Annotated in this window: 20 protein-coding genes; all 20 read right to left on the bottom strand. The window is 41.7% G+C overall.

Annotation, left to right across the window (positions count from 1 at the left end; translation table 11 throughout):
* Window positions 1-14: 14 nt before the first annotated feature.
* The 20 genes from BMZ58_RS16235 to BMZ58_RS16140 all read right to left on the bottom strand — a co-directional run bounded on the left by BMZ58_RS16235 (window position 15) and on the right by BMZ58_RS16140 (window position 22211).
* Window positions 15-440, bottom strand: a complete 426-nt coding sequence (locus tag BMZ58_RS16235) for a YlbF/YmcA family competence regulator (protein ID WP_075037612.1) — start codon at window positions 438-440, stop codon at window positions 15-17.
* Window positions 441-2012 carry a tRNA (N6-isopentenyl adenosine(37)-C2)-methylthiotransferase MiaB gene (gene miaB / locus BMZ58_RS16230; protein WP_075037611.1) on the bottom strand — a complete coding sequence of 524 codons (1572 nt, stop codon included), beginning with the start codon at window positions 2010-2012 and terminating at the stop codon, window positions 441-443.
* A gap of 709 nt (window positions 2013-2721) precedes the next feature.
* On the bottom strand, window positions 2722-3897 hold the full coding sequence (locus BMZ58_RS16225) for a glycine C-acetyltransferase (RefSeq protein WP_075037610.1): 1176 nt from the start codon (window positions 3895-3897) through the stop codon (window positions 2722-2724).
* 19 nt (window positions 3898-3916) lie between these two features.
* Window positions 3917-4957 (bottom strand): L-threonine 3-dehydrogenase, encoded by a 1041-nt coding sequence (gene tdh, locus BMZ58_RS16220; RefSeq protein ID WP_208601431.1) that lies wholly within the window; start codon window positions 4955-4957, stop codon window positions 3917-3919.
* Between the two features lie 377 nt (window positions 4958-5334).
* On the bottom strand, window positions 5335-5595 hold the full coding sequence (locus BMZ58_RS16215) for a stage V sporulation protein S (protein WP_008640081.1): 261 nt from the start codon (window positions 5593-5595) through the stop codon (window positions 5335-5337).
* Window positions 5596-5703: 108 nt separating this feature from the next.
* Window positions 5704-6501, bottom strand: coding sequence for a TIGR00282 family metallophosphoesterase (locus BMZ58_RS16210; RefSeq protein WP_075037609.1), 798 nt, complete (start codon window positions 6499-6501; stop codon window positions 5704-5706).
* 89 nt (window positions 6502-6590) lie between these two features.
* Window positions 6591-8153 (bottom strand): ribonuclease Y, encoded by a 1563-nt coding sequence (rny, locus tag BMZ58_RS16205; protein WP_075037608.1) that lies wholly within the window; start codon window positions 8151-8153, stop codon window positions 6591-6593.
* A 374-nt stretch (window positions 8154-8527) separates the two neighbouring features.
* The gene (gene recA / locus BMZ58_RS16200; RefSeq protein ID WP_075037649.1) at window positions 8528-9571 is read right to left on the bottom strand and encodes a recombinase RecA; all 1044 of its coding nucleotides are present in this window, start codon (window positions 9569-9571) and stop codon (window positions 8528-8530) included.
* A gap of 165 nt (window positions 9572-9736) precedes the next feature.
* Window positions 9737-10975 carry a competence/damage-inducible protein A gene (locus BMZ58_RS16195; RefSeq protein ID WP_075037607.1) on the bottom strand — a complete coding sequence of 413 codons (1239 nt, stop codon included), beginning with the start codon at window positions 10973-10975 and terminating at the stop codon, window positions 9737-9739.
* Window positions 10972-11550 carry a CDP-diacylglycerol--glycerol-3-phosphate 3-phosphatidyltransferase gene (pgsA, locus tag BMZ58_RS16190; protein WP_075037606.1) on the bottom strand — a complete coding sequence of 193 codons (579 nt, stop codon included), beginning with the start codon at window positions 11548-11550 and terminating at the stop codon, window positions 10972-10974. Before pgsA ends, BMZ58_RS16195 begins: the two co-directional genes overlap by 4 nt.
* A gap of 114 nt (window positions 11551-11664) precedes the next feature.
* The gene (locus tag BMZ58_RS16185; protein ID WP_167360100.1) at window positions 11665-12600 is read right to left on the bottom strand and encodes a helix-turn-helix domain-containing protein; all 936 of its coding nucleotides are present in this window, start codon (window positions 12598-12600) and stop codon (window positions 11665-11667) included.
* Window positions 12601-12607: 7 nt separating this feature from the next.
* Entirely contained in the window at window positions 12608-13399 is a 792-nt protein-coding gene (locus BMZ58_RS16180) for a DUF3388 domain-containing protein (RefSeq protein WP_075037604.1), read from the bottom strand.
* Window positions 13400-13689: 290 nt separating this feature from the next.
* On the bottom strand, window positions 13690-13950 hold the full coding sequence (locus tag BMZ58_RS16175) for a DUF3243 domain-containing protein (RefSeq protein WP_075037603.1): 261 nt from the start codon (window positions 13948-13950) through the stop codon (window positions 13690-13692).
* A gap of 67 nt (window positions 13951-14017) precedes the next feature.
* On the bottom strand, window positions 14018-14737 hold the full coding sequence (gene ymfI, locus BMZ58_RS16170) for an elongation factor P 5-aminopentanone reductase (RefSeq protein WP_075037602.1): 720 nt from the start codon (window positions 14735-14737) through the stop codon (window positions 14018-14020).
* Window positions 14734-16023, bottom strand: coding sequence for an EF-P 5-aminopentanol modification-associated protein YfmH (yfmH, locus tag BMZ58_RS16165; RefSeq protein WP_075037601.1), 1290 nt, complete (start codon window positions 16021-16023; stop codon window positions 14734-14736). The genes ymfI and yfmH overlap by 4 nt, the downstream gene beginning before the upstream one ends.
* Window positions 16024-16025: 2 nt before the next feature.
* On the bottom strand, window positions 16026-17309 hold the full coding sequence (gene yfmF, locus BMZ58_RS16160) for an EF-P 5-aminopentanol modification-associated protein YfmF (protein ID WP_075037600.1): 1284 nt from the start codon (window positions 17307-17309) through the stop codon (window positions 16026-16028).
* A 140-nt stretch (window positions 17310-17449) separates the two neighbouring features.
* Window positions 17450-18409, bottom strand: coding sequence for an ABC transporter permease (locus tag BMZ58_RS16155; protein ID WP_208601430.1), 960 nt, complete (start codon window positions 18407-18409; stop codon window positions 17450-17452).
* Window positions 18410-19456, bottom strand: coding sequence for an ABC transporter permease (locus BMZ58_RS16150; protein ID WP_075037599.1), 1047 nt, complete (start codon window positions 19454-19456; stop codon window positions 18410-18412).
* Window positions 19456-20982, bottom strand: a complete 1527-nt coding sequence (locus BMZ58_RS16145; protein ID WP_075037598.1) for an ABC transporter ATP-binding protein — start codon at window positions 20980-20982, stop codon at window positions 19456-19458. The genes BMZ58_RS16150 and BMZ58_RS16145 overlap by 1 nt, the downstream gene beginning before the upstream one ends.
* A 128-nt stretch (window positions 20983-21110) precedes the next feature.
* Entirely contained in the window at window positions 21111-22211 is a 1101-nt protein-coding gene (locus BMZ58_RS16140; protein WP_075037647.1) for a BMP family lipoprotein, read from the bottom strand.
* Between the last annotated feature and the right edge of the window lie 53 nt (window positions 22212-22264).

Here is a 22264-nt window from a genome sequence, read left to right as displayed (position 1 = left end):
CGGAAGTGTATGCATCAATGGCTGCAGCCATGACTTTGTTTATTTGAACCTGTTTCACCTTGCAATACATCGCCGCCTGTAGAACGAATGACTTCATTCGTAACTTCACGGGAAATAGTGTTAGACACCATCTGTAAAATATCATTAATAATGGTTTGAGAATCCTTGAATTCTGCCACAACTGGAATTTCATCCAGTTCATCTTGTAAACGGTCAATCTCTTTTTCAATTTTTTGTAAAGCTTCCGTCTTGCCATACGCCTGGAAGTTGACAGCCTGTTTTTGCAAAGCTTTTATCTTTTTAATATGTGATTGAACTTTCTGATTATCATTCAACTTTGCTTCTAATTGTTTGAAACGGTCTATTTCTTCGATATCAGCCATCATTTTTGCTAATTTTTTCGCTTCCTTAACAACTTCTTCTCTTGTGTATTGTGCCATTTATTTCACCTCTGCGCTTATTTCTACTAATTCCCCGTCCAGGGACCATGTTTTTGCTTTAGTCACTTTGACCGGCACTATTTGCCCAATGACGGATTCGGGAGCCCTAAAGTTAACAAGTTTGTTACGTTTTGTATAACCAGCCAATACGTCTGGCTGCTTCTTGCTTTCACCCTCGACGAGAACATCGACGATTTCACCTTCATATTCTTTCATTGCATCCGCAGATTGTTGATTGACGATTTTGTTCAACCTCTGAAGACGATCCTTCTTCTCTTCCATCGATACATTATCCTTCATCTTCGCTGCCGGTGTATTTTCTCTCGGGGAGTAGATGAATGTATAAGCGGCTTCAAAACCGACTTCTTCCACTAACGATAAAGTGTCTTGGAACTGCTCTTCCGTTTCATTAGGGAAGCCGACAATGATATCTGTTGTCAGTGTTGCGTCTGGCATCGCTGCACGGATTTTACGGACAAGTTCCAAGTATTCTTCTCTAGAATACTTACGCCCCATAATCTTCAGTACATCCGTGTTTCCGGATTGCACAGGAAGGTGAATATGATCAAGCATATTACCCCCTTTAGCAAGGACTTCAATCAATCGATCATCAAAATCCCTTGGGTGGGATGTAGTGAACCGGACGCGCGGAATATCAATGCTGCGCAACTCGTCCATAAGGTCACCCAGGCCATATTCCATATCCAGGTCTTTTCCATATGCGTTGACATTTTGCCCAAGCAGTGTAATTTCCTTATATCCTTGAGCAGCCAAGTGGCGCACCTCTTGAATAATATCCTTAGGAAGCCTGCTACGTTCTTTCCCCCTTGTATAAGGGACAATACAATACGTACAGAACTTATCACATCCATACATGATGTTGACCCATGCTTTAATTTTCCCCTTACGGGAGCGGGGAAGATTTTCGATGATGTCCCCTTCTTTAGACCAAACATCGATGACCATTTCCTTACCAAACATAGCTTCTTTGACTAGTTGAGGGATCCGATGAATATTATGGGTACCAAAAATAAGATCAATGAATGGGTGCTTTTTTAAAATACGGTTAACGACCGATTCTTCTTGAGACATACATCCACAAATACCGATGATCAAATTAGGGTTTTCCATCTTCAAAGGTTTTAAATGACCAATTTCGCCAAACACTTTGTTCTCCGCATTTTCACGGATGGCACAAGTATTTAAAAGAATGATATCCGCTTCTTTTGTATTTGTGGTCGATTCATAGCCCATCTCTTCAAAAATTCCAGCCATGACTTCCGTATCATGTTCATTCATCTGACACCCGTATGTACGGATCATATATTTTTTTCCTTTTCCTGCTTGATCCATATCTTCAGGTATTTCAAAATCATAATGGACGTCTGTCTCTTTACGCTTACGGCGTTGAGCATCGCGCATATTTGGTGGTTGATATGTTGTTTCGAAATATTTTACAAAATCTTCACTTGTTTTTTGTTTTAAGCGATTTAAGTTATCTTGCCCAGCATCTTTATTTTCTGGTGTTCCTTGACGGATCTGGGACATTTCTTTCCGCTGTTGTTCGTTCATAATGATCTCCTTTCAAGCCGATCCTTCTAACTGTATCATTATATCAAGTTTATCATGATAAATTAAGTATAATCCACAATTCCCCTATTTTCATACTCTTTGATTAAGTAAATCGCCACAATTTTGTCCTTCATTCAGCTATATGGCAGGATAGTTGAAGACTTGAATTCGAGTTAATCGGGGGTTCGTTGCTATATAATGAGTCAGGGGTGGTTGGGAAGCAACTCGCTTTCCTGTGGGGGAACTGTCGAGCTTCCTCGGGCTAACGCCCTGCGGGATCTCGCCTACCTCCTTCTCCCACGGAAGTCTCGCAGCTCCCCCACCACCCCATTCCAAGAAAGTGTTGGAAACCTTGCTATATAGCGCTATATCCCTCTAGGATAGGGGTGACGAAGACGGTCCTCTCTAGGTTCGTTTACCTCAGCATACACCAAGCTCCCGCGGGAAAGTGTTGAAATGCGGAATCGCCCTGGTAGACACGACTGGCATAAGCAGAACATCAACGGGTTGTGCTTTTTCATTCCTTTGATGTTCTGCTTATGACGCGATTGTCTGGGCGGTGAAGCTGGACGAGCCATTCCCCGCCACACCTATCCACTCACAATATATCTCGAAACTAAGTCTTCAAGATAAGAGGGCTTATAGGGAGGTGTTTATTTAAAGTATTAAACAGAAAGACCACTGTGGATGCTCACAGTGGTCTTTCCGCTTATAGGATATCTAGTTTTTTGCCAACTTTTTCGAATGCATTCAACGCTTCCTGGAGCTCTTCTTTAGAGTGCTCAGCAGTTACAATCGTGCGGATTCTTCCTTTTCCACGCGGAACAGTCGGGAAGACTATTCCTTGAGCGAAGACTCCTTCTTCAAACAATTCATCTGAGAATTTGTGTGTCAGAGCATCATCTCCAACCATTACAGGCGTGACAGGTGTTTCGCTGATCCCCGTATCGAAGCCAAGTTCATTCAACCCATCTTTAAAGAACTTAGTATTGTCCCAAAGCTTGTCAATCAGCTCTGGTTCCTCAAGAAGAACGTCAATTGCCGCATCATTCGCAGCCGTTACCGCTGGCGGGTGAGATGTACTGAACAAGAATGGACGTCCCTTATGGATTAAATATTCACGAAGTGTCTTTGTGCTTGCTACATAACCGCCGAGCACTCCAATTGCTTTACTTAATGTGCCGACCTGGATATGGACACGACCATCCAGATTGAAATGGTTTACAGTTCCTCTTCCGTTATCACCTAATACCCCGCTCGCGTGAGCATCATCGACCATCACAAGAGCATCATATTTTTCAGCCAGCTCTACGATTTCCGGCAGTGGGGCAATATTTCCATCCATAGAGAAAACACCATCTGTGACAACCAGACGCGTGCGATAATCAGAACTTTCTTTCAGTGCATCCTCGAGCGACTCCATATCTACGTGCTTGTAGATTTTGCGATCCGCCTTCGTTAAACGGATACCATCAATGATAGAAGCATGGTTCAATTCATCCGAAATGACGACATCGTCTTTTCCTAAAATGGATGAAAGCACTCCCTGGTTTGTCGTAAATCCAGATTGGAAAACTAGTGCTGCTTCCGTATGTTTGAACTTCGCAAGTTTCTCTTCAAAGTCTTCGTGCATCTGCAGTGTCCCAGCAATGGTACGAACAGATCCCGTGCCGACGCCATATTCTTCATTCGCTTTGTCAGCAGCTTTCTTCATTCTCGGATGGGAAGTCAAACCTAGATAGTTATTGGAGGAGAGTTGAATAACTTCTTTTCCTTTTATTTTCACTTTAGAACCTTGTGCAGATTCCAGAGGGATTAATTCACGGAATGTCCCTTCTTGTTGCATATCATCTAATTCTTTTTGTAAGTATTCAAAACCTTTCATGAAACATCCTCCTTACGATTTATGGGTGTAGAACTACTTTTCCACATTTTCCTTCATTCATCAAATCAAAGCCTTGTTCAAATTCTTCAAGTTTTAAATGATGGGTGATTAGTGGAGAGACATCCACTTGGTTAGATTGTAAAAGTCTAGAAACCTGCTGCCATGTTTCATACATCTTACGACCAGTTATGCCCTGAACTTCTACGCCTTTAAAGACGATATCATTGGTCACATCTAAACTTACACGTTTTGTTGGTAAGCTTAGAATCGACACCCGGCCTCCATTTGTGATCATTTTGAACCCTTGATCCATTGCAACCGGATGACCACTCATTTCGCAGACCACATCCACTCCATGGCCGTCTGTCCATTTCTTCGCCTGCTCCACAGGATCCACTTCTCCTGAATGAATGGTTGCTGTTGCTCCCATCTTCTCCGCAAGTTTCAACCGATAGGGATTCAAATCGAAGGCTAATACTTGCGACGCCCCCGCTGCCTTAGCTACACCTACAGCCATCAACCCGATCGGCCCACAACCTATGACAGCCACGGACTTACCTGCCACATCACCATTTAAAACGGTATGCACGGCATTCCCCATCGGTTCCTGAATCGAAGCAATGTCTGTTGGCATCTCATCCGGGTTCTTCCACAGGTTATCTGCAGGGAGAGCTACATATTCAGCAAAACATCCTTGTGTATCCACACCGATGATTTTCGTGTTTTCACAAATATGAAATTTACCCGTCAAACACTGAGGGCAATGACCACAAACAAGGTGTGTTTCAGCACTGACGTAATCGCCTTTTTGGAAATTGTGGACTTTTTCTCCCACTTCGACAATTTCACCTGAGAACTCATGACCAAAAACATATGGTGGATTTACTCGACTCTCTGACCATTCGTCCCAATTATATATATGGACATCCGTTCCACAAATAGATGTGGCTTTAACTCGAATCAATACTTCACCATCTTGGATTTCAGGAATTGCAACTTCTTGAAGCTGCGCCCCGGATCCGCGATGGTGCTTTACGATAGCTTTCATCGTTCCATTCACAGTGAACACTCCTAACTCGCCCAAAATAGCATTAAACCTAATATATAAATAATATTAACATGTTTAAAAAATAACGCAAATTTAATTGTCCACTGCAAATGTACATATGAACACAAAAGCTGAGCTAGAAAAAATGGTTCCTCTCATAATAAAGGAAACTAATTCCAAAATTATTATCCATTCTATTTCAAGGTTCATTTCAACAATAAAAAGTATGAAAACGTTAAAAAAACCGCACCCTTTAATAGGGTGCGATTTTCTTCACGAGATTCATCCATAATCTGATTCTCATTACATTCCATATGAAAGGTGATTGCTAGCTAGATTCATAAAAGGGTTTGTACAATTAGTTAGAAGGTGAGGAATATTTATCGAAATCATCGAGGCTCGACGATCAGTTTAATTGCCGTTCTTTCTTCTTCGTCGATCATGATGTCGGTAAAAGCCGGAATGCATATCAAATCCATTCCGCTCGGTGCCACAAAACCACGCGCAATAGCAACGGCCTTAACAGCCTGGTTCAATGCACCAGCTCCGATTGCTTGAATTTCGGCAGTCCCACGCTCTCGTACTACATTGGCCAACGCCCCTGCTACTGAATTAGGTACGGATTTAGCTGATACTTTTAAGACTTCCATTACTAGCTCCTCCTTCAATTACTATAGTTGTTCCATAATTACTATATTCTTGGAGATGTAGGTTATTACCTTTTCATTATGAATGAATTTGTCGCAAAATTCAAATAATCAGCTGAAGAATGGGTGATCATCATTGATGAGAATACGTTTTACTTTTGTAGATTTTCCAGTATTTTCATCTACATCTACCAAGAAGGCACTTAATTGTGCTCTTCCCTTTTTTGGAACTTCAAAACGTACAGGGAGATTCGTTAAAAATCGTTTAAGCACGGATTCCCGCTCCATTCCGAGGATTCCATCATACGGCCCTGTCATTCCCACATCTGATATATATCCTGTCCCACCAGGTAAAATGCGTTCATCAGCCGTTTGGATGTGTGTATGGGTACCAACATTGACACTTACACGACCATCGACATACCACCCCATCGCTTGTTTTTCACTTGTTGCTTCTGCATGAAAATCAAGGAAAATAATGGATGTGCGCTTTTTAGCGGTATCAATCAACTCATCTATTTTTCTGAATGGATCGTCATTGGGGGAAAGGAACGTACGCCCCTGTAAATTGATAACCGCCACTTCACCTTTGGGGGTTTTAACAAAGGTCAAACCTTTACCAGGAGTACCTTCAGGAAAGTTAGCAGGCCTAACCATATACTCTGCGTCATCAATGAAATCAAAAATTTCTTTTTTGTCCCACGCATGATTTCCCAAGGTGACTGCTTGTGCCCCTTTTTCAAGGAAACGTCTGTAAATTTTCTCCGTAATCCCTTTACCGGAAGCAGCATTTTCCCCATTAACAATGGTTACAGCTGGCTGATACTTTTGTTTTAGTTTAGGCAAGTATTCATCGACCATTTCCCTGCCCGGTGAACCGACTACATCACCAATAAATAAAATTCTCATAAAACAAATCCTTTCTTCTCTCTTTTCTTTATATATTTATTCTTACCCATAAAACAGAAATGAAGCGGCCAGCGGCCGCTTCATCGTGTTTATTTCGCATACTCCACAGAACGTGTTTCACGAATGACAGTAACTTTAATATGACCTGGGTAATCGAGTTCACCCTCGATTCTGTTTCGAATATCTCGAGCTAATCTTGTTGCTTCAAGATCATCAATTTCATCAGGACGAACCATAATACGGACTTCACGTCCTGCTTGGATTGCAAATGATTTTTCTACGCCTTCATAAGACTCTGAAATCTCTTCCAGTTTTTCTAGACGCTTAATGTAGTTCTCTAACGTTTCACTTCTTGCTCCTGGACGTGCAGCAGATAATGCATCCGCAGCAGCGACCAATACAGATATAATTGAAGTCGGTTCTTCATCTCCATGGTGAGAAGCAACAGCATTAATAACTGTTTCACTCTCTTTATACTTCATCGCCAATTCTTTACCGATTTCCACGTGGCTTCCTTCCACTTCATGGTCAATCGCTTTACCTATGTCGTGAAGTAAACCAGCACGTCTTGCAAGTAATTCGTCCTCACCTAGTTCGGCAGCAAGTAAACCTGATAGATAAGCAACCTCAGTCGAGTGTTTCAAGACGTTCTGTCCATAACTCGTACGATACTTGAGACGGCCGAGAATCTTAATAAGATCTGGATGCAAACCATGCACTCCTACTTCAAATGTAGTCTGTTCACCCACTTCACGAATATAGTCATCGACTTCACGTCTGGATTTATCAACCATTTCTTCAATTCTAGCTGGATGAATTCGACCATCTTGAACTAGTTTCTCAAGAGCCATTCTAGCAGTCTCTCGTCGGATTGGGTCGAAGCCTGAAAGAATGACAGCTTCTGGCGTATCATCAATGATCAAGTCGATACCTGTCAGCGTTTCTAATGTACGAATGTTTCGGCCTTCACGTCCAATAATACGACCTTTCATCTCATCATTAGGCAAGTTGACGACAGAAACGGTAGTTTCAGCAACATGATCGGCGGCACAACGCTGTAGGGCTAAAGAAAGGATGCTTTTCGCCTTCTTATCTGCCTCTTCTTTCGCACGATTTTCTGCTTCTTTAACCATAAGGGCTGACTCATGCGATACCTCTTGTTCGACGCGTTCTAAAATCATCTGTTTCGCCTGGTCTGATGTTAAGCCTGAAATGCGTTCAAGCTCAGTCTGTTGTTCTTGAAGCATAGCTTCCACTTTGCTTTCCATTTCTTCAATTTGTTGTTGTCTCTCGGCAAGAGTCCCTTCTTTCTTTTCGAGTGAAAGATCACGTTGGTCAAGCGTTCCACTCTTACGATCAAGATTCTCTTCTTTCTGAGTCAAACGATTTTCAGTTTTCTGCAGTTCCATGCGGCGTTCACGGATTTCGTTCTCCGCTTCCTGGCGAAATTTTTGATTCTCTTCTTTAGCTTCTAGAAGAGCCTCTTTTTTGGCTGATTCAGCATTGCGATGACCTTCTTCAACAATCTGTTTCGCAAGCGTTTCAGCACTGGAAATTTTCGCCTCCGCAATCGATTTCCGAATAAGATAACCAACAACAGAACCGATGATAAGGGCAAGCAAAATGAAGATGAGCGAGGATATCATATCCATAATTTCACCTCCTCTTGCTATGAACTTGGTCCGTTTGTCGGTAATTACAAACGTTTCATTTTCAGTTTCATTTGTTTTAAATAAGGGTATAAAGATGAAAATGATACACATTCATTTTATGCTTGACTATAAGGAATGTCAAGGAAACGCCCTATGTATCTGCTGACATATTCAAATATTTTAAAATATCTGTCTATTCATGATGGCTGGTTTATTGCCTTTATATTGAGCTTCTCCTCTGAATCTATCTATAAAAATCCCACTCAAAGCAATTTAACTTTCAAAGGTTCCATACTTATTCCGTTTGTCATGCATATTAAATAAATCATATTTTGAAAAAGCAGCACCCATCTGGCGCTGCTTTTTCATCTTCTTTAAACGTCTAATTGTTCTTGTCCTTCTTGATTGCTCGTTTCTACCGCTTCTTCATCTGCTTCCATTCCATAATGGTCACGAATCAATCGTTTCACTTCTTGATAGACCTCGACATTCTCTTTTAAGAATTGTTTAGCATTTTCACGTCCTTGGCCTAGTCTCTCACTATTATACGAATACCAAGAACCGCTTTTCTGTATAATGTCAAGATCTGTACCGATGTCTAACAGCTCACCTTCTCTTGAGATACCTTCGCCGTACATAATATCCACTTCTGCTTGTTTGAATGGAGGGGCCACTTTGTTCTTTACTACTTTCAAGCGGGTTTTGTTCCCTACCATTTCATTCCCCTGTTTCAGTGTCTCTGCGCGACGCACTTCCAAGCGGACAGAAGAATAGAACTTAAGCGCACGTCCACCAGGAGTTGTTTCAGGGTTACCGAACATAACTCCTACTTTTTCACGTATTTGGTTGATGAATATCGCCGTAGTCTTCGACTTGTTGATTGCACCAGAAAGTTTACGGAGGGCCTGAGACATTAGACGGGCTTGCAGACCAACATGGGAATCTCCCATTTCACCTTCAATCTCCGCTTTCGGGACGAGAGCTGCTACAGAGTCGATGACAACCATATCTACTGCTCCACTACGAACGAGGGCTTCGGCAATCTCCAACGCTTGCTCCCCTGTATCCGGTTGAGATAGAAGAAGCTCTTCGATATCGACTCCAAGTGCTCTTGCGTAAACTGGGTCTAAGGCGTGCTCCGCATCAATAAAAGCGGCTGTACCACCTTTGCGCTGGGCTTCCGCAATAGCGTGTAGAGCGACTGTTGTCTTACCAGAAGATTCCGGTCCATAAATTTCTACAATTCTACCACGTGGATAACCACCAACACCCAATGCAACATCAAGGGCAAGCGATCCACTTGGGACAGTGTTCACCCTTTGTTCCGTTCCATCTCCCATTTTCATAATCGAACCTTTACCGAATTGTTTCTCTATTTGACGTAATGCCATATCTAATGCTTGCTTACGATCACTCATATAAATAATACCGCCTTTCAAAATTTCTAATCCTATCATAACTTTTTTTTCGTTGTTTGCCAACTGAAAAGCGAATAAATGTTCCCTTTTTTATTAAAAAAAGATACGGAAATTGTTGTTTCGTGTAATGAAACTCTAAAAACCGCATCTGAAAAATCTTGAAAACTATTTTTTCAATCGATGAAAAAGTAGTTCATAACCTTTTTTAACCGCACGGGTGCGCACTTGGTCACGCCCACCATGAAAGTGATATTCGTAGACTTCCGGTTTCTCATCTCCAATTTGCAGACCAATGAAAACCTTCCCCGGCTCTTGACCTTCACTTTGATCAGGGCCTGCTACACCAGTGAAACTAATGGCAATATCTACCCCTAGAAGAGATTGAGTATTTCGTGCCATCACCTCAGCACATTGGTTACTTATTGTTCCGTAGGTTGTGATGAGGAGCTTTGAAACTTGAAGAACTTTCTCTTTCATTTCTGCTGTATAAGCGATATAGCCCCCCTGACAAACATTGGAAGCTCCAGGCAAAGACACTAAACGCTCTAAAAACTTTCCTCCTGTAAAGCTTTCTGCAGATCCGATGGTTAAACCTTTCGCTTTAAGAAGATCACGAACCTTCTCCTCCACTGTAATATCGTCACTACCGTAATAGTACTGCCCAACATGGTTAAGGATTTGTTCTTTTAAATTTTCGACTTTTTTCCAAGCTTCTGCAGTTGTAGCTCCTGTTGCTGTCAACCTTACCCCAACTTCTCCTTCACTAGCAAGCGGGGCAATAGTCGGATTGGTTTGCTGGGTGATCAACGTTTGCAATTTTGTTTCCAAATCAGATTCTCCAATTCCGATAAAACGTAACATTTGTGAAACGATTTGCGAGTCTACTTGAAAATTGCTCTGTAAACGAGGCAGGACATACTCTTCCATGAGATGCTTCATTTCCCCAGGAACACCTGGAAGGAATATCCACAAAACACCGTCACGATTTATCCATTGCCCCGGGGCCATTCCCTCCAGGTTTGGCAGCACATTTGCCCCCTCAAAAACGAGCGATTGCTTTCGGTTATTCACTGTCATAGTTCTCTGATTACGATCATAATACGATTGAATTTTATCCATGGTTTCCCTATGCTCCACCAGGTTCAGACCAAGAACTCTCTTCCCTGCATCACGGGTAAGGTCGTCTTCCGTAGGGCCTAAGCCGCCGGTGATGATGATAATATCAGATCTTTTTTGTGCATTTTTGAACGAACTGGTTACCCTGTCTAAATTATCACCTACGACTGTATGGTGATAAACAGGGATCCCGTAGTCAGCTAAACGACTTGAAATCCATTGCGCATTTGTATTAGCAATTTGGCCAAGTAACAACTCGGTACCTACACCTATAATTTCTGTTCTCATTTGGAATCTCTCATAACATGCCAGTTTTTCTTAAAGTAATCATATCCAGAATATACTGTTATGATCATTGCTAAATAAAGGGCAATGGTCCCTAATGGGAAACTGAAAAATGCTAATGGCCAGTTATGCAATAGCAACAGAGAAATCGCAATGATTTGAATCCATGTTTTCAGCTTCCCCATCTGGCTTGCGGCCAGAACACTCCCTTCTCCTGCTGCCACTAATCTAAGACCTGTAACTGCAAACTCTCTACTAATGATCAAAATGACGATCCATGCCGGAGCAAGGCCGATTTCCACAAGCAGAATCAGGGCTGCACTAACCAATAACTTATCAGCTAATGGATCAAGAAATTTTCCGAGATTTGTAACAAGGTTGTGTTTTCGTGCTATATAACCGTCGATCCAATCCGTAGTGGAAGCCAGGATGAACAATATTGCCCCACAAAGATGGGAGACAGGCAATTCACGTTCACCCATTGAAAGTGTTCCCCATTCAAAAGGTACACTCATAAGAATGATAAAAATAGGGATAAGAAAAATTCTAGATAATGTGATCTTGTTTGGTAAGTTCATAAATCCACTCTCCTAATAAGTCAGATACATAAAAAGCTGCCCGTCCACTTTAAGTGGTAGAGCATTTTCACAAATGCATTCAGGGGCAGCCTAAACATGATTATATTCAGTTTATTACTTGAATTGCAACAATAATTTCTGTGTGGACAACTCAGCGTCAGGGAACGGAACTTCTTGTTCGTTTACTTTTACCACCGTTCCTGGGGCGTTTCCTGTTTTAATGAAAACACTATCGTTCTCTCCCAACTCTAGAGTCATTGGAGATTCTTCTTCCGTATATTCTTTTGGAGTCACTAAGTCCTCGCCGCCCTTAGGAGACTGCACCTCCATATAAGCTCTTCCTGTGAGCTCAATCGTGACTGTACGTTCGCTCACTCCTGTAATTTCATACGTATGTTCAGGGAATGAACCAGTCCCTTCCTCCGTCAGTTGGACATCCATTTGTCCTTCGGTGCTTTCTTCTTCCCCGTCTTGTTTCTCTTCAGAAGATTCTGGTTTTTCATCTGTGGAATCAGCACTCTCATCCGCTTCAGCATCTTCGTTTTCTGTTGATTCGTTAGAAGGGTCTTCTTCTTCCTTACCCTCCGGTACATTGATTTCATCATTAGGGTTTGCATTCGATTCTGTATTTTCGTTTTCCGCGTCCCCCATGTTTTGCCATACTACCCAGACGACGAAAATCAAACCAACAATCAGCCCTACAGTCAAAATCGTAGGCAAAACCCTGGATGAATTTCCACTCTTTTGAGCTGTTTCCTTTTTCGTTCTTTGGACACGGCTATACTGTACAGCACTTTCCTCTTCAAAAGTAGGCAGTTCATTTTTATGTTCTTCCATTACTTGCTCTGGATCTAACCCTACAGCAGAAGCGTATTCTCTAATGAATGCCCTTGTGTAGAATTTACCAGGAAGCACCTGGAACTCATTTTTTTCAATCGCCTGAAGGTACCTTTTTTGTATTTTAGTCGTCTCTTGCAATGATTCTAAAGATAGCCCCTTTGCTTCCCGGGTTTCCTTCAGCCTAGCTCCAATCTCCATGTGTAACACCATCCAATTTCTAAAAATCGAACATGGAAAACCCGTCATTCATAGACATACCTGGTTTTTCCACGGGTTCATAAGTAATTTCTTCGTCTTCATTATTCCTCAGTTCAATGATATAGTCAAAATCATCCATCGTATATTCCGTTTCCTGCACGAAAATGTCTGGGTGTTCAATCACTTTAGTCGCTGGCAATCTCATGATTTCGCGGACAAGTTGCCAATGCTTCTCATTCGCTCTTTTGGCGGAAACGATTCCGTCAATGATATATAGGTTATCTTCACTATATTCTTCATCAATGAGTTGGTTTCGAACCGTTTGTTTTAGAAGCGTACTTGATACGAACAACCACCGTTTGTTAGCACAAACACTTGCAGCTACCACCGATTCTGTCTTACCAACACGAGGCATTCCTCTAATGCCAACGAGCTTATGTCCATTTTTCATAAACAACTCTGCCATAAAATCAACAAGAAGCCCCAGGTCTTCACGGTTAAAACGGAAAGTCTTCTTATCATCGACATCACTATGTATATACCGTCCATGACGAACAGCAAGCCGGTCTCTTAATTTGGGTCTTCGTAATTTCGTCACTTTTATTGTATCCATTGTATTTAATATCGATCTCAAGCGGGTCATTTGTTCCTCTTCTTTACATAACAAAAGCATACCTCTATGGGAATTTTCTACACCATTTATCGTAACGATGTTGATTTTCATCATTCCTAATAATGAGGAGATGTCTCCCAGAAGTCCCGGGCGATTATACTGAATTTCATACTCTAAATACCATTCTTTCTTTTCCATAATACAACTCCTCTGAAAAATTGTCATTATTTGTCAAAGTCGAGTGATATATGGAATTTTCACTCTCTATATATCATAAAGGATTTTGTGTAAATAGGAAAGGAGAGAACCCATATAAACATATAAAAAGTTAGAAAATAATAATTCCCATAATGGAGGGATGAATCGTTGAATTCACCTTTAGACCAGTTCTGGTCAAAAAAGAAATAAAAACAACCGATCCCCTTCCAAAAACAAAATAAATCAATTTAAAAGTCCGCACATGCATCTGTGCGGACTTTTGGATGAGGTTAAGATTGTGTTCCTTCGTTTTGGACCATTTTAACCATCATATTTGCGATGGCATGTTGTTCTTTTTCATCTGCTACATTCCAAAGATCACGCAACACTGCTTCTTGCTCGTTTTTCGCATCCACAGAATTCGCTAGATAGCCACCGATTTCATAAGCAAGTTCAGATACAGCTTGTTCTTGCATCCCTTGTCCTTTCGCTTGGTGTAAGCGATCGCCTAAGAAATCTTTCCAAGAATCGAAATTATCGAGAACAGACATGATGTAACCTCCTCTGAATTTTTTCATGCTTAGTATGAGGAGGAATAAAGAATATTATGCACTGGATTTAAGCCCATCCACCATTGACTTGGATGACTTGGCCAGTGAGGTAACTCGACTTCTCACTTAGCAGAAAACTTACTGTATGAGCCACTTCTTCAGGTGTACCTGCTCTTCCCATAGGTATGTCTTCTTCCAGTTCACTCATCTCTCCTTCAGTCAGATGAGCATTCATGGCAGTACCGATCAGCCCGGGAGCCACACTGTTCACCCGTATTCCACTTGGCGCGACTTCTTTTGCGAGGCCTTTTACGAAACTGATTTGCGCCCCCTTCACGGAGCTATATAACACTTCAAGGCTCGCTCCTTCCATGCCGAAAATAGAGCTTATGACGATTATGTTGCCAGATTTCTGTTTAATCATCGATGGTAAAACCTTTTTCGTAATCAACCAAAGCGCTTTAACATGGACATGATATAATTCATCCATGTGTTGCGGATCCATATCCTGAAATAAACCGCTGTACATTTGACCGCCGGCAAAAACAAGCGCGTCCCATTCAGTACCTATTTGTTCCAACAAATTAGAAATACCTTCCAATGTAGACAAATCAGCTTGGTACGCTCCCGCCCACCGGCTTTCCGGAACCTCTGTTTTTAATGCCTGGATCATCGCTTCATTCTTATTGTACTGTAATCCTACGGAATAGCCTTCATTCAGTATGTTTGTTACGATCGCCCGGCCAATTCCACCACTAGACCCTAAAATCAAACACTTCTTTGTCATTTATCCTGAGGTTTGATTTGGAAGACTGTTATAGCATCTTCATTAATCCAATGTTGTAAATATTCTTCGGCATCGTCTGCTGTCAATGATTCGATTACAGGCAATACTTCAAATAAATCGGTGCCCAACGTATGATAATGAGTGAATTGATTTGCGATAAATTCCAGAGAATTCATCGCTCTCATGAACTGTCCTATTTTCTTTCTTTTCATTCTTGTAAAATCTTCATCAGAAATACGCTGTTCCTTCAATTCATGGAGCATCTCTTTAATACGGGCAGCCATCTGGTCTGGTTTGCGTGAATCCCCCCCAAGAATGGTGAAGCCAAATTGACGATCCAGTTCAGTTTCAAATTGAAAACTGTCATCAATGAGGTCATTTTTATATAACTCTTCATAATAAACACCACTTCTGGAGAAGTAATAATCAAGGATCATCCCTGACAGCAACTCACCTCTTACCAATTCCTCTCCTGTCAAACCTTCGACATTCTCTTTAACACCTACCATCGCTTTCGCTGTCGTCACAGGCATTGATATCGAATGTTCTTTCTTATAGGCCGTTTTCGGTTCCTCTGGATAAGCACGATTTATTTCTGGAGCAGCAGGAAATTCTTTACTTGCCTGATTTTCCCGAATCAAGTTCATCATTGACTCTGGTTCAATATTACCTGCCACAAAAAGCACCATGTTTGAAGGATGATAAAACGTTTCATAACACGTGTACAGATCATCTTTCGTAATATCCTGAATGCTATCAACAGTCCCTGCAATGTCCACTTTTACTGGATGGTTGTGATAAAGACTTTGAATTGTTCCAAAAAATGAACGCCAGTCCGGCTGATCGTCATACATTCGAATTTCTTGTGCGATAATGCCTTTTTCCTTTTCTACTGACTCCTCAGAAAAATAGGGATCTTGAACAAAATCGAGTAATGTTTTAACATTCTTATCTATTTGACTTGTCGCTGTAAACAAATACGCCGTTTTAGTAAATGATGTAAATGCATTGGCCGAAGCACCAAGCCTCGTAAAATCCTGAAACACATCACGGTCTTCTTTTTCAAAAAGTTTATGTTCTAAAAAGTGAGCAATCCCCTCAGGAACCGTCACGCTTTCGTCTTTTCCAATAGGTGTGAATGTTTGGTCAATCGAACCATAATTTGTTGTGAAGATACCGAATGTCTTTGCCATCTCTGGTTTAGAGAGAAGAAAGACCTTCAGCCCATTATCAAGTGTTTCTTGATATACCGTTTCGTTCAATTGTTTATAAACCAGTTCCTCCATCTTTATTCCCCTCCTTCATTACTTGTCAAAAAGTAAATCGTATCAAGTTCTATCTTTTCAGCCATCTGTACCACATCTTGTTTTGAAACTTTGCGAATGTTCTCGATCAACTCGTTCGCCGGCATTTCCGCACCGGAAAGCATTTGATGGTAAAGAACTTCAATCAATCCGTTAGCATTATCCATGGTCTCCTGGAGCTGGTTGATTACTTGCTCTTTCGTTTCTTCGACTTGGTCTTCCGTGAAATCCCCAGTTTTCATTGCTTCCATTTGATCCAGAATGATGGATTTCGCTTGCTTAAAATCTTTAGGGTCCACTCCACTAAAGACAAGTAAAAGTCCTTTGTGGCTTTCAAAACGTGATGCAGCGTAATAAGCAAGGCTATGTTTTTCCCGGACATTCATAAATAGCTTCGAACTTGGAAAGCCGCCGAAGAGGCCGTTAAAGATTTGTAAGGCATAATAATCATCGTCACCGAACTTTGTATACGTACGATACCCAAGATGTAATTTCCCTTGACTGACCTCTTCTCTCTCAATCACTTCATTCACTTCTGTAACGTCTTTCGACACAGATGCTTGATCGTCATCTACATTATCGCTTCCTTTTCTAGAAAAATATTGGTCCGTCAATTTTTCTATTGCATTTTCATCCATATCGCCGATTACATAGACATCAAGCATGTCTTTGGAAATCATTTCTTGATAGTAAGAATAGAGACTCTCCGGTGTAATAGTTGAAAGGTCTTCTTGATATCCGTGAACGTGCAGTGAATAAGGTTCCTCTTTACACATGTGATCCATGAGCCTTAAATTGGCATAACTCATTTTGTCATCTTTAATACTGGTGATTTTTTGTTCTAATGTTTGTTTCTCCCGATTTACAATCGAAGCATCAAAACCTTCCCCTTGTGTCTTTGGATGGTAAAGAACTTCGTTAAACAATTGGAAAGCTTCTTCTAATATAGGTTCTTGGTCATTCAAATAGGCTTCGTTAACAACTTCCATTCGGAAGCTAATGACATGGTTTTCACCTTTTTTTGAACCATCACTTGATAAAGCTGTTCCATATAAGTTCTCGAATGCTGACTGCAACGACCTAACGTTCGGGTGATTGTGCGTCGCTTTTTGAAGTACATGTGGAAGAAGAGCCCGCTCTGTGATCCCTTCCCTTTTCAATGGTGCTTTGAATTTAGCGACAATTGTAATGGTTTTATATTTTTTACTAGGTAAGATATGTAGGCGATACCCTTCTTTTTCGAGTAACGTTTCTTTCGTCAGTTTCATATACATCCTCCTCATTATTCTCTTTTATTATAGACGTACATGTCCATATTCATCCATTCGAACTAAGTCCTATGCTAAGGTATATGTGTAAAAAAGTAAAAAATTAAGCCCGATACAAATGTATCGGACTCCATGTAATATCAGCGGCTCCCTTTTGCATAAGCTTCCCCTAGAGATTTCGGTGCTTCGGCTCTTCCGATAAACCCAGCTAGAGCGAGGATTGTAAGCACATATGGCGCAATAAGCATAAAGACCGAAGGCACGTTTTCTAAAAATGCAATGTCAGAGGATACAATACTAAGGCTCTGGGCAAATCCGAAGAAAATCGCCGCCCCCAGGGCCCCGAGCGGGTGCCATTTACCGAATATAACGGCAGCAAGAGCGATAAATCCTTGACCGACGATTGTACCATGAGAGAAGTTGTGAGTGACCGTCAACGCATATACCGCTCCACCTAACCCACCAAATGCACCTGATAACATAACCCCGATGTATCTCATCTTATAAACATTGATGCCGTTTGTATCTGCGGCCATTGGATGTTCACCTACAGAACGGAGACGTAGGCCAAATGGTGTCTTATAAATAACAAACCAGACGAAAAAAGCGAGTGCAATAGCTAGATAAGAAGTCCAATACCATCCTGTAAAGAAGATATCCCCTATGATTGGAATCTTATTAAGAAGAGGGACATTTGATGAATAGATCGGACTTTCGATGAAGTCAGTCTGCCCTTTGTCATACCATTGTTTAGTAAGAAACAATCCAATGCCCAGCGCTAAGAAGTTAATCGCCACACCACTAACCACTTGGTCTGCTCTGAAAGTAATAGACGCCACCGCATGGAAGAGTGCGAAAATAGCCGATACAATCATTGCTACTATTAATGAAACCACAGGAGTGGCTGCACCAAAAACACTATGGAAAGCTAAATTGGAAACGATCGCTACAAAAGCACCCATAATCATTAAACCTTCCAGGCCAATGTTAATGACACCCGAACGTTCACTGAAAACTCCCCCAAGGGCCGTAAAAATAAGAGGGGTTGCGAACACAACAGATGCGCCGAGAATACGACTAATCAACTCAATGATTTCCATTTATTTCCCCTCCTTTTTAAACCGCAAGATGACCCAACGAATCATGTAGCTTGATGCTACAAAGAAAATGATTAACGCAATGATAATTTCGACAAGTTCTGTCGGAACGCCCGCTACCGTAGGCATATTCAAAGCACCAATTTTTAGTACACCGAACAAGAAAGCAGCAAGGATGACACCGATAGCTGTGTTCGCTCCGAGCAATGCTACCGCGATTCCATCAAAACCTATGTTGGTGAATCCGGATTTGATGGACATAAAACCGAACGTTCCAAGCCCTTCCATTGCACCGGCAAGGCCAGCAAAACCACCTGAAATCACCATAGCAAGTATAATATTTTTACCAACACTCATACCCGCATATCTCGAAGCATGTTGATTAAAACCGACTGCTCGCAACTCAAACCCTGTGGTTGTTCTATTAATGATGAACCACATAATAAGAGCCATGAAAATTGCTATAATAAAACCGTAGTGAATACGCGAATAGAAAGTCATTTCTGCAAGCCAGGAAGATTGCAGGGAAGCTGTTTCTGCGACATTCTCTGTCCTGTCAGCTCCATCACTGAGCAGGTTACGGACAATAGAATTACTTAAATATAAAGCAATATAGTTCATCATGATGGTTACAATAACTTCGTGTACACCTAGTTTCGCTTTTAACAACCCAGGTATGAAACCCCAGAAAGCACCAGCTACCGCTGCAGCGAGTATGGCGAAGGGGAGGTGGATGATCATTGGTAACTCAAAGGAAATCCCTACCCATACCGAAGCCAGCCACCCCATAAACACTTGGCCTTCCACACCGATGTTTAAAAGTCCTGACCTTAAAGCGAAAGCGACTGCTAATCCCGATAGAATATAAGGCGTCACTTGCCTGATAGTTTCACCAAAAAAATAAGCATCTCCGAATGCCCCATTCCATAAGGCTGCGAAACCAGCAATTGGATTGTATCCAAAAATAAGCATAATGATTGCACCAGAGATCAGTCCGAGCAATACAGAAATAATAGGAACTAGTATATTGAACATTCGACTAGAGAACATTATTGCTCACCTGCTTTCTCTGTTGAATTACCCGCCATTAACAAACCAAGTTTCTGTTCATCCGTTTCTTCCGGCTTGACATCTGCAATGATTTGTCCATCGAACATGACAGCAATTCGATCACTCAAATTCATAATTTCATCCAGCTCAAAGGAAAGAAGCAGAACAGCTCGTCCTTTGTCCCGTTCTTCAATCAATTTCTTATGAATAAATTCAATGGCTCCAACATCAAGGCCCCTCGTAGGCTGAGCGGCGATAATCAAATCGGGCGATCGATCTACTTCCCGACCTATGATCGCTTTTTGCTGGTTTCCACCGGAAAGAGCTCTGGCAGGAGTGTAGGCATCAGGTGTACGAACGTCATATTCTTTTATTAAAGCCTTTGCTTTTTCATAAACCTTTTTGAAATTCATGACACCCTTTTTAGAGAATGGTTCTCGATAATAACTTTGCAAAACAATGTTTTCACCGATAGGATAATCAAGTACGAGACCGAATTTATGACGGTCTTGAGGGATATGAGAGACACCGGACTGTGTTACTTTCCGTGGTGTCAAATTAGTTATTGTTTTATCGTGAAGATGAATAGTTCCTTGATCACTTTTTCGCAATCCTGTAATCGCCTCAATCAGCTCGGATTGTCCATTTCCATCGACACCTGCAAGACCGACGATTTCTCCTGCCCGCACGTCCAGGTTCAATCCTTTGACCATTTTCACACCACGGCCATCTTTCACGTGCAAGTTCTTAATGGATAAGAACGTTTCCTTCGGGTCTGCCTTCGTCTTTTCTGTTGAAAAGCTCACCTCACGCCCGACCATCAAGGAAGCAAGTTCCGTAGGGTTCGTTTCCGAAACATTTACCGTCCCAATACCTTTGCCTTTTCGGATGACTGTGCAACGGTCACAAACCTCCATAATTTCCTTCAGTTTATGGGTGATTAGGATAATCGATTTGCCTTCTTTAACAAGGCTGTGCATAATATCGATCAATTCTTTAATTTCTTGCGGAGTCAGAACAGCTGTAGGTTCATCGAATATTAATATTTCGGCACCGCGATACAGCGTTTTCAAAATTTCCACACGTTGTTGCATACCTACCGAGATATCACGGATCTTAGCTCTTGGATCGACGTTAAGACCATAACGCTCCGAAAGTTCCTGTACTTGACTTTCCGCCCGGCGTATATTTACAGTACCTGCTTTTTTTGGTTCACTACCCAATACAATATTTTCAGTAACCGTAAATGTATCTACAAGCATAAAGTGTTGGTGTACCATACCGATCCCCTGGGCATTAGCTACGTTTGGATCAGTGATGTTCACCTTTTCCCCACGAACCCTGATTTCTCCCCTTTCCGGCTGATAGAGGCCAAACAGGACGTTCATCAATGTAGATTTTCCTGCACCATTTTCCCCTAAAAGAGCATGAATTTCCCCTTTTTGCACTTGCAAATTTATGTTATCGTTGGCAACAATCCCTGGAAATTCTTTTCGTATGTTCAACATTTCTATTACATAATCCATTCTTCTCTTTGCCTCCCCCTATTACCTTAAAAAATCACCAAAGGAAAAGGGCCGGAACGTTCTTTTCATTTGATGATTTTCCTTTATAGAAGAAAAAGGCCGGCTTTCACCAGCCTTCTTCACCAAACTTATAGTGCGTCTATGAAAGATTCAAGCTCTTCGCGAGTGCTTGGAACTTCTACCTCACCGTTGATGATTTTCTCTTTCCATTCTTCAACAGCTGTAGTGATTTCATCTGTCATGGCCTCTTCGTTCGTATCTGCAATACTAATCGCATCGTCAGCTAAACCAAACTCAAGAACTTCCCCACCAGGGAATTCTCCATTCATTGCTTGTTCAGATACGTTTTGAACTGCAATGTCCACGCGTTTGACCATAGAAGTAAGCGTTACATTCGTATCACCGATTTGTCCCTCTTCATGTTGGTCACGGTCGACACCGATGACCCAAACATTCTCTTCAGGGTTGCTATTTTTAATGTCTTTCGCCTGCGCGAACACACCATTCCCTGTACCCCCAGAAGCGTGGTAGATGACATCCACGTCTTTAGAATACATGTTAGAAGCAATTGCTTGTCCTTTTTGAGAATCGTTAAAGCTTTCCGCATACTCTACTTCAACTTCGATATCTGCATTCACAGACTTAGCACCTGCAACAAACCCGGCTTCGAATTTATTGATCAAACTACCGTCAACCCCACCGATAAATCCAACTTTGTTTGTAGTCGTCTTTTTCGCAGCAGCTACACCTGCCAGGAAAGAACCCTGGTGTTCTTTAAAAACGATGCTAGCAATGTTGTCCCCTTCTTGAACAGCATCCACAAGTGCAAAGTTTGTGTCAGGATATTGCTCTGCTACTTCGGCAATTGCCGGCTGTAACAGGTATCCGATACCGTAAATCAGGTCATAGTCCTGACGTACAAGCCGGTTCAAGTTCGTGGCATAATCGGCATCGCTTTCCGATTGCGCGTAATCGATACCTTCCCCTTTACTCATCCCATTTTCTTCTCCGAATGCCTGTAGACCTTCCCAAGCAGATTGGTTGAAGGATTTGTCATCAACACCGCCGACATCTGTAACCATGGCTACAGAGAAGTCACTATTTTCTTCACCGGAAGCTTCTTCATTGCTAGAACCCTCTCCGGAATCCCCAGTTGTATCTTCGCCTTCATCAGAAGATCCACAAGCTGCAAGGAAAACACCAAAAGTTAAAAGAAATACGAGAACCATAAGAAAACGACTTTTTAACAAAACAATTACCCCCTAATTTGTTTAGTGTGACG

This window comes from Halobacillus dabanensis (assembly GCF_900114165.1).
GTDB lineage: Bacteria > Bacillota > Bacilli > Bacillales > Halobacillaceae > Halobacillus > Halobacillus dabanensis.
This window is presented reverse-complemented; position numbering and strand designations above follow the sequence as displayed.

Coding starts and splice junctions, on each gene's coding strand:
- BMZ58_RS16140 (WP_075037647.1), bottom strand. CDS start 22,211: ATGGTTCTCGTATTTCTTTTAACTTTTGGTGTTTTCCTTGCAGCTTGT.
- BMZ58_RS16235 (WP_075037612.1), bottom strand. CDS start 440: ATGGCACAATACACAAGAGAAGAAGTTGTTAAGGAAGCGAAAAAATTA.
- BMZ58_RS16145 (WP_075037598.1), bottom strand. CDS start 20,982: ATGGATTATGTAATAGAAATGTTGAACATACGAAAAGAATTTCCAGGG.
- BMZ58_RS16180 (WP_075037604.1), bottom strand. CDS start 13,399: ATGGAAAAGAAAGAATGGTATTTAGAGTATGAAATTCAGTATAATCGC.
- BMZ58_RS16210 (WP_075037609.1), bottom strand. CDS start 6,501: ATGAGAATTTTATTTATTGGTGATGTAGTCGGTTCACCGGGCAGGGAA.
- rny (WP_075037608.1), bottom strand. CDS start 8,153: ATGGATATGATATCCTCGCTCATCTTCATTTTGCTTGCCCTTATCATC.
- recA (WP_075037649.1), bottom strand. CDS start 9,571: ATGAGTGATCGTAAGCAAGCATTAGATATGGCATTACGTCAAATAGAG.
- pgsA (WP_075037606.1), bottom strand. CDS start 11,550: ATGAACTTACCAAACAAGATCACATTATCTAGAATTTTTCTTATCCCT.
- BMZ58_RS16155 (WP_208601430.1), bottom strand. CDS start 18,409: ATGGAAATCATTGAGTTGATTAGTCGTATTCTCGGCGCATCTGTTGTG.
- yfmH (WP_075037601.1), bottom strand. CDS start 16,023: ATGGAGGAACTGGTTTATAAACAATTGAACGAAACGGTATATCAAGAA.
- BMZ58_RS16225 (WP_075037610.1), bottom strand. CDS start 3,897: ATGAAAGGTTTTGAATACTTACAAAAAGAATTAGATGATATGCAACAA.
- BMZ58_RS16150 (WP_075037599.1), bottom strand. CDS start 19,456: ATGTTCTCTAGTCGAATGTTCAATATACTAGTTCCTATTATTTCTGTA.
- yfmF (WP_075037600.1), bottom strand. CDS start 17,309: ATGAAACTGACGAAAGAAACGTTACTCGAAAAAGAAGGGTATCGCCTA.
- BMZ58_RS16185 (WP_167360100.1), bottom strand. CDS start 12,600: ATGGTGTTACACATGGAGATTGGAGCTAGGCTGAAGGAAACCCGGGAA.
- BMZ58_RS16215 (WP_008640081.1), bottom strand. CDS start 5,595: ATGGAAGTCTTAAAAGTATCAGCTAAATCCGTACCTAATTCAGTAGCA.
- miaB (WP_075037611.1), bottom strand. CDS start 2,012: ATGAACGAACAACAGCGGAAAGAAATGTCCCAGATCCGTCAAGGAACA.
- BMZ58_RS16175 (WP_075037603.1), bottom strand. CDS start 13,950: ATGTCTGTTCTCGATAATTTCGATTCTTGGAAAGATTTCTTAGGCGAT.
- ymfI (WP_075037602.1), bottom strand. CDS start 14,737: ATGACAAAGAAGTGTTTGATTTTAGGGTCTAGTGGTGGAATTGGCCGG.
- BMZ58_RS16195 (WP_075037607.1), bottom strand. CDS start 10,975: ATGAGAACAGAAATTATAGGTGTAGGTACCGAGTTGTTACTTGGCCAA.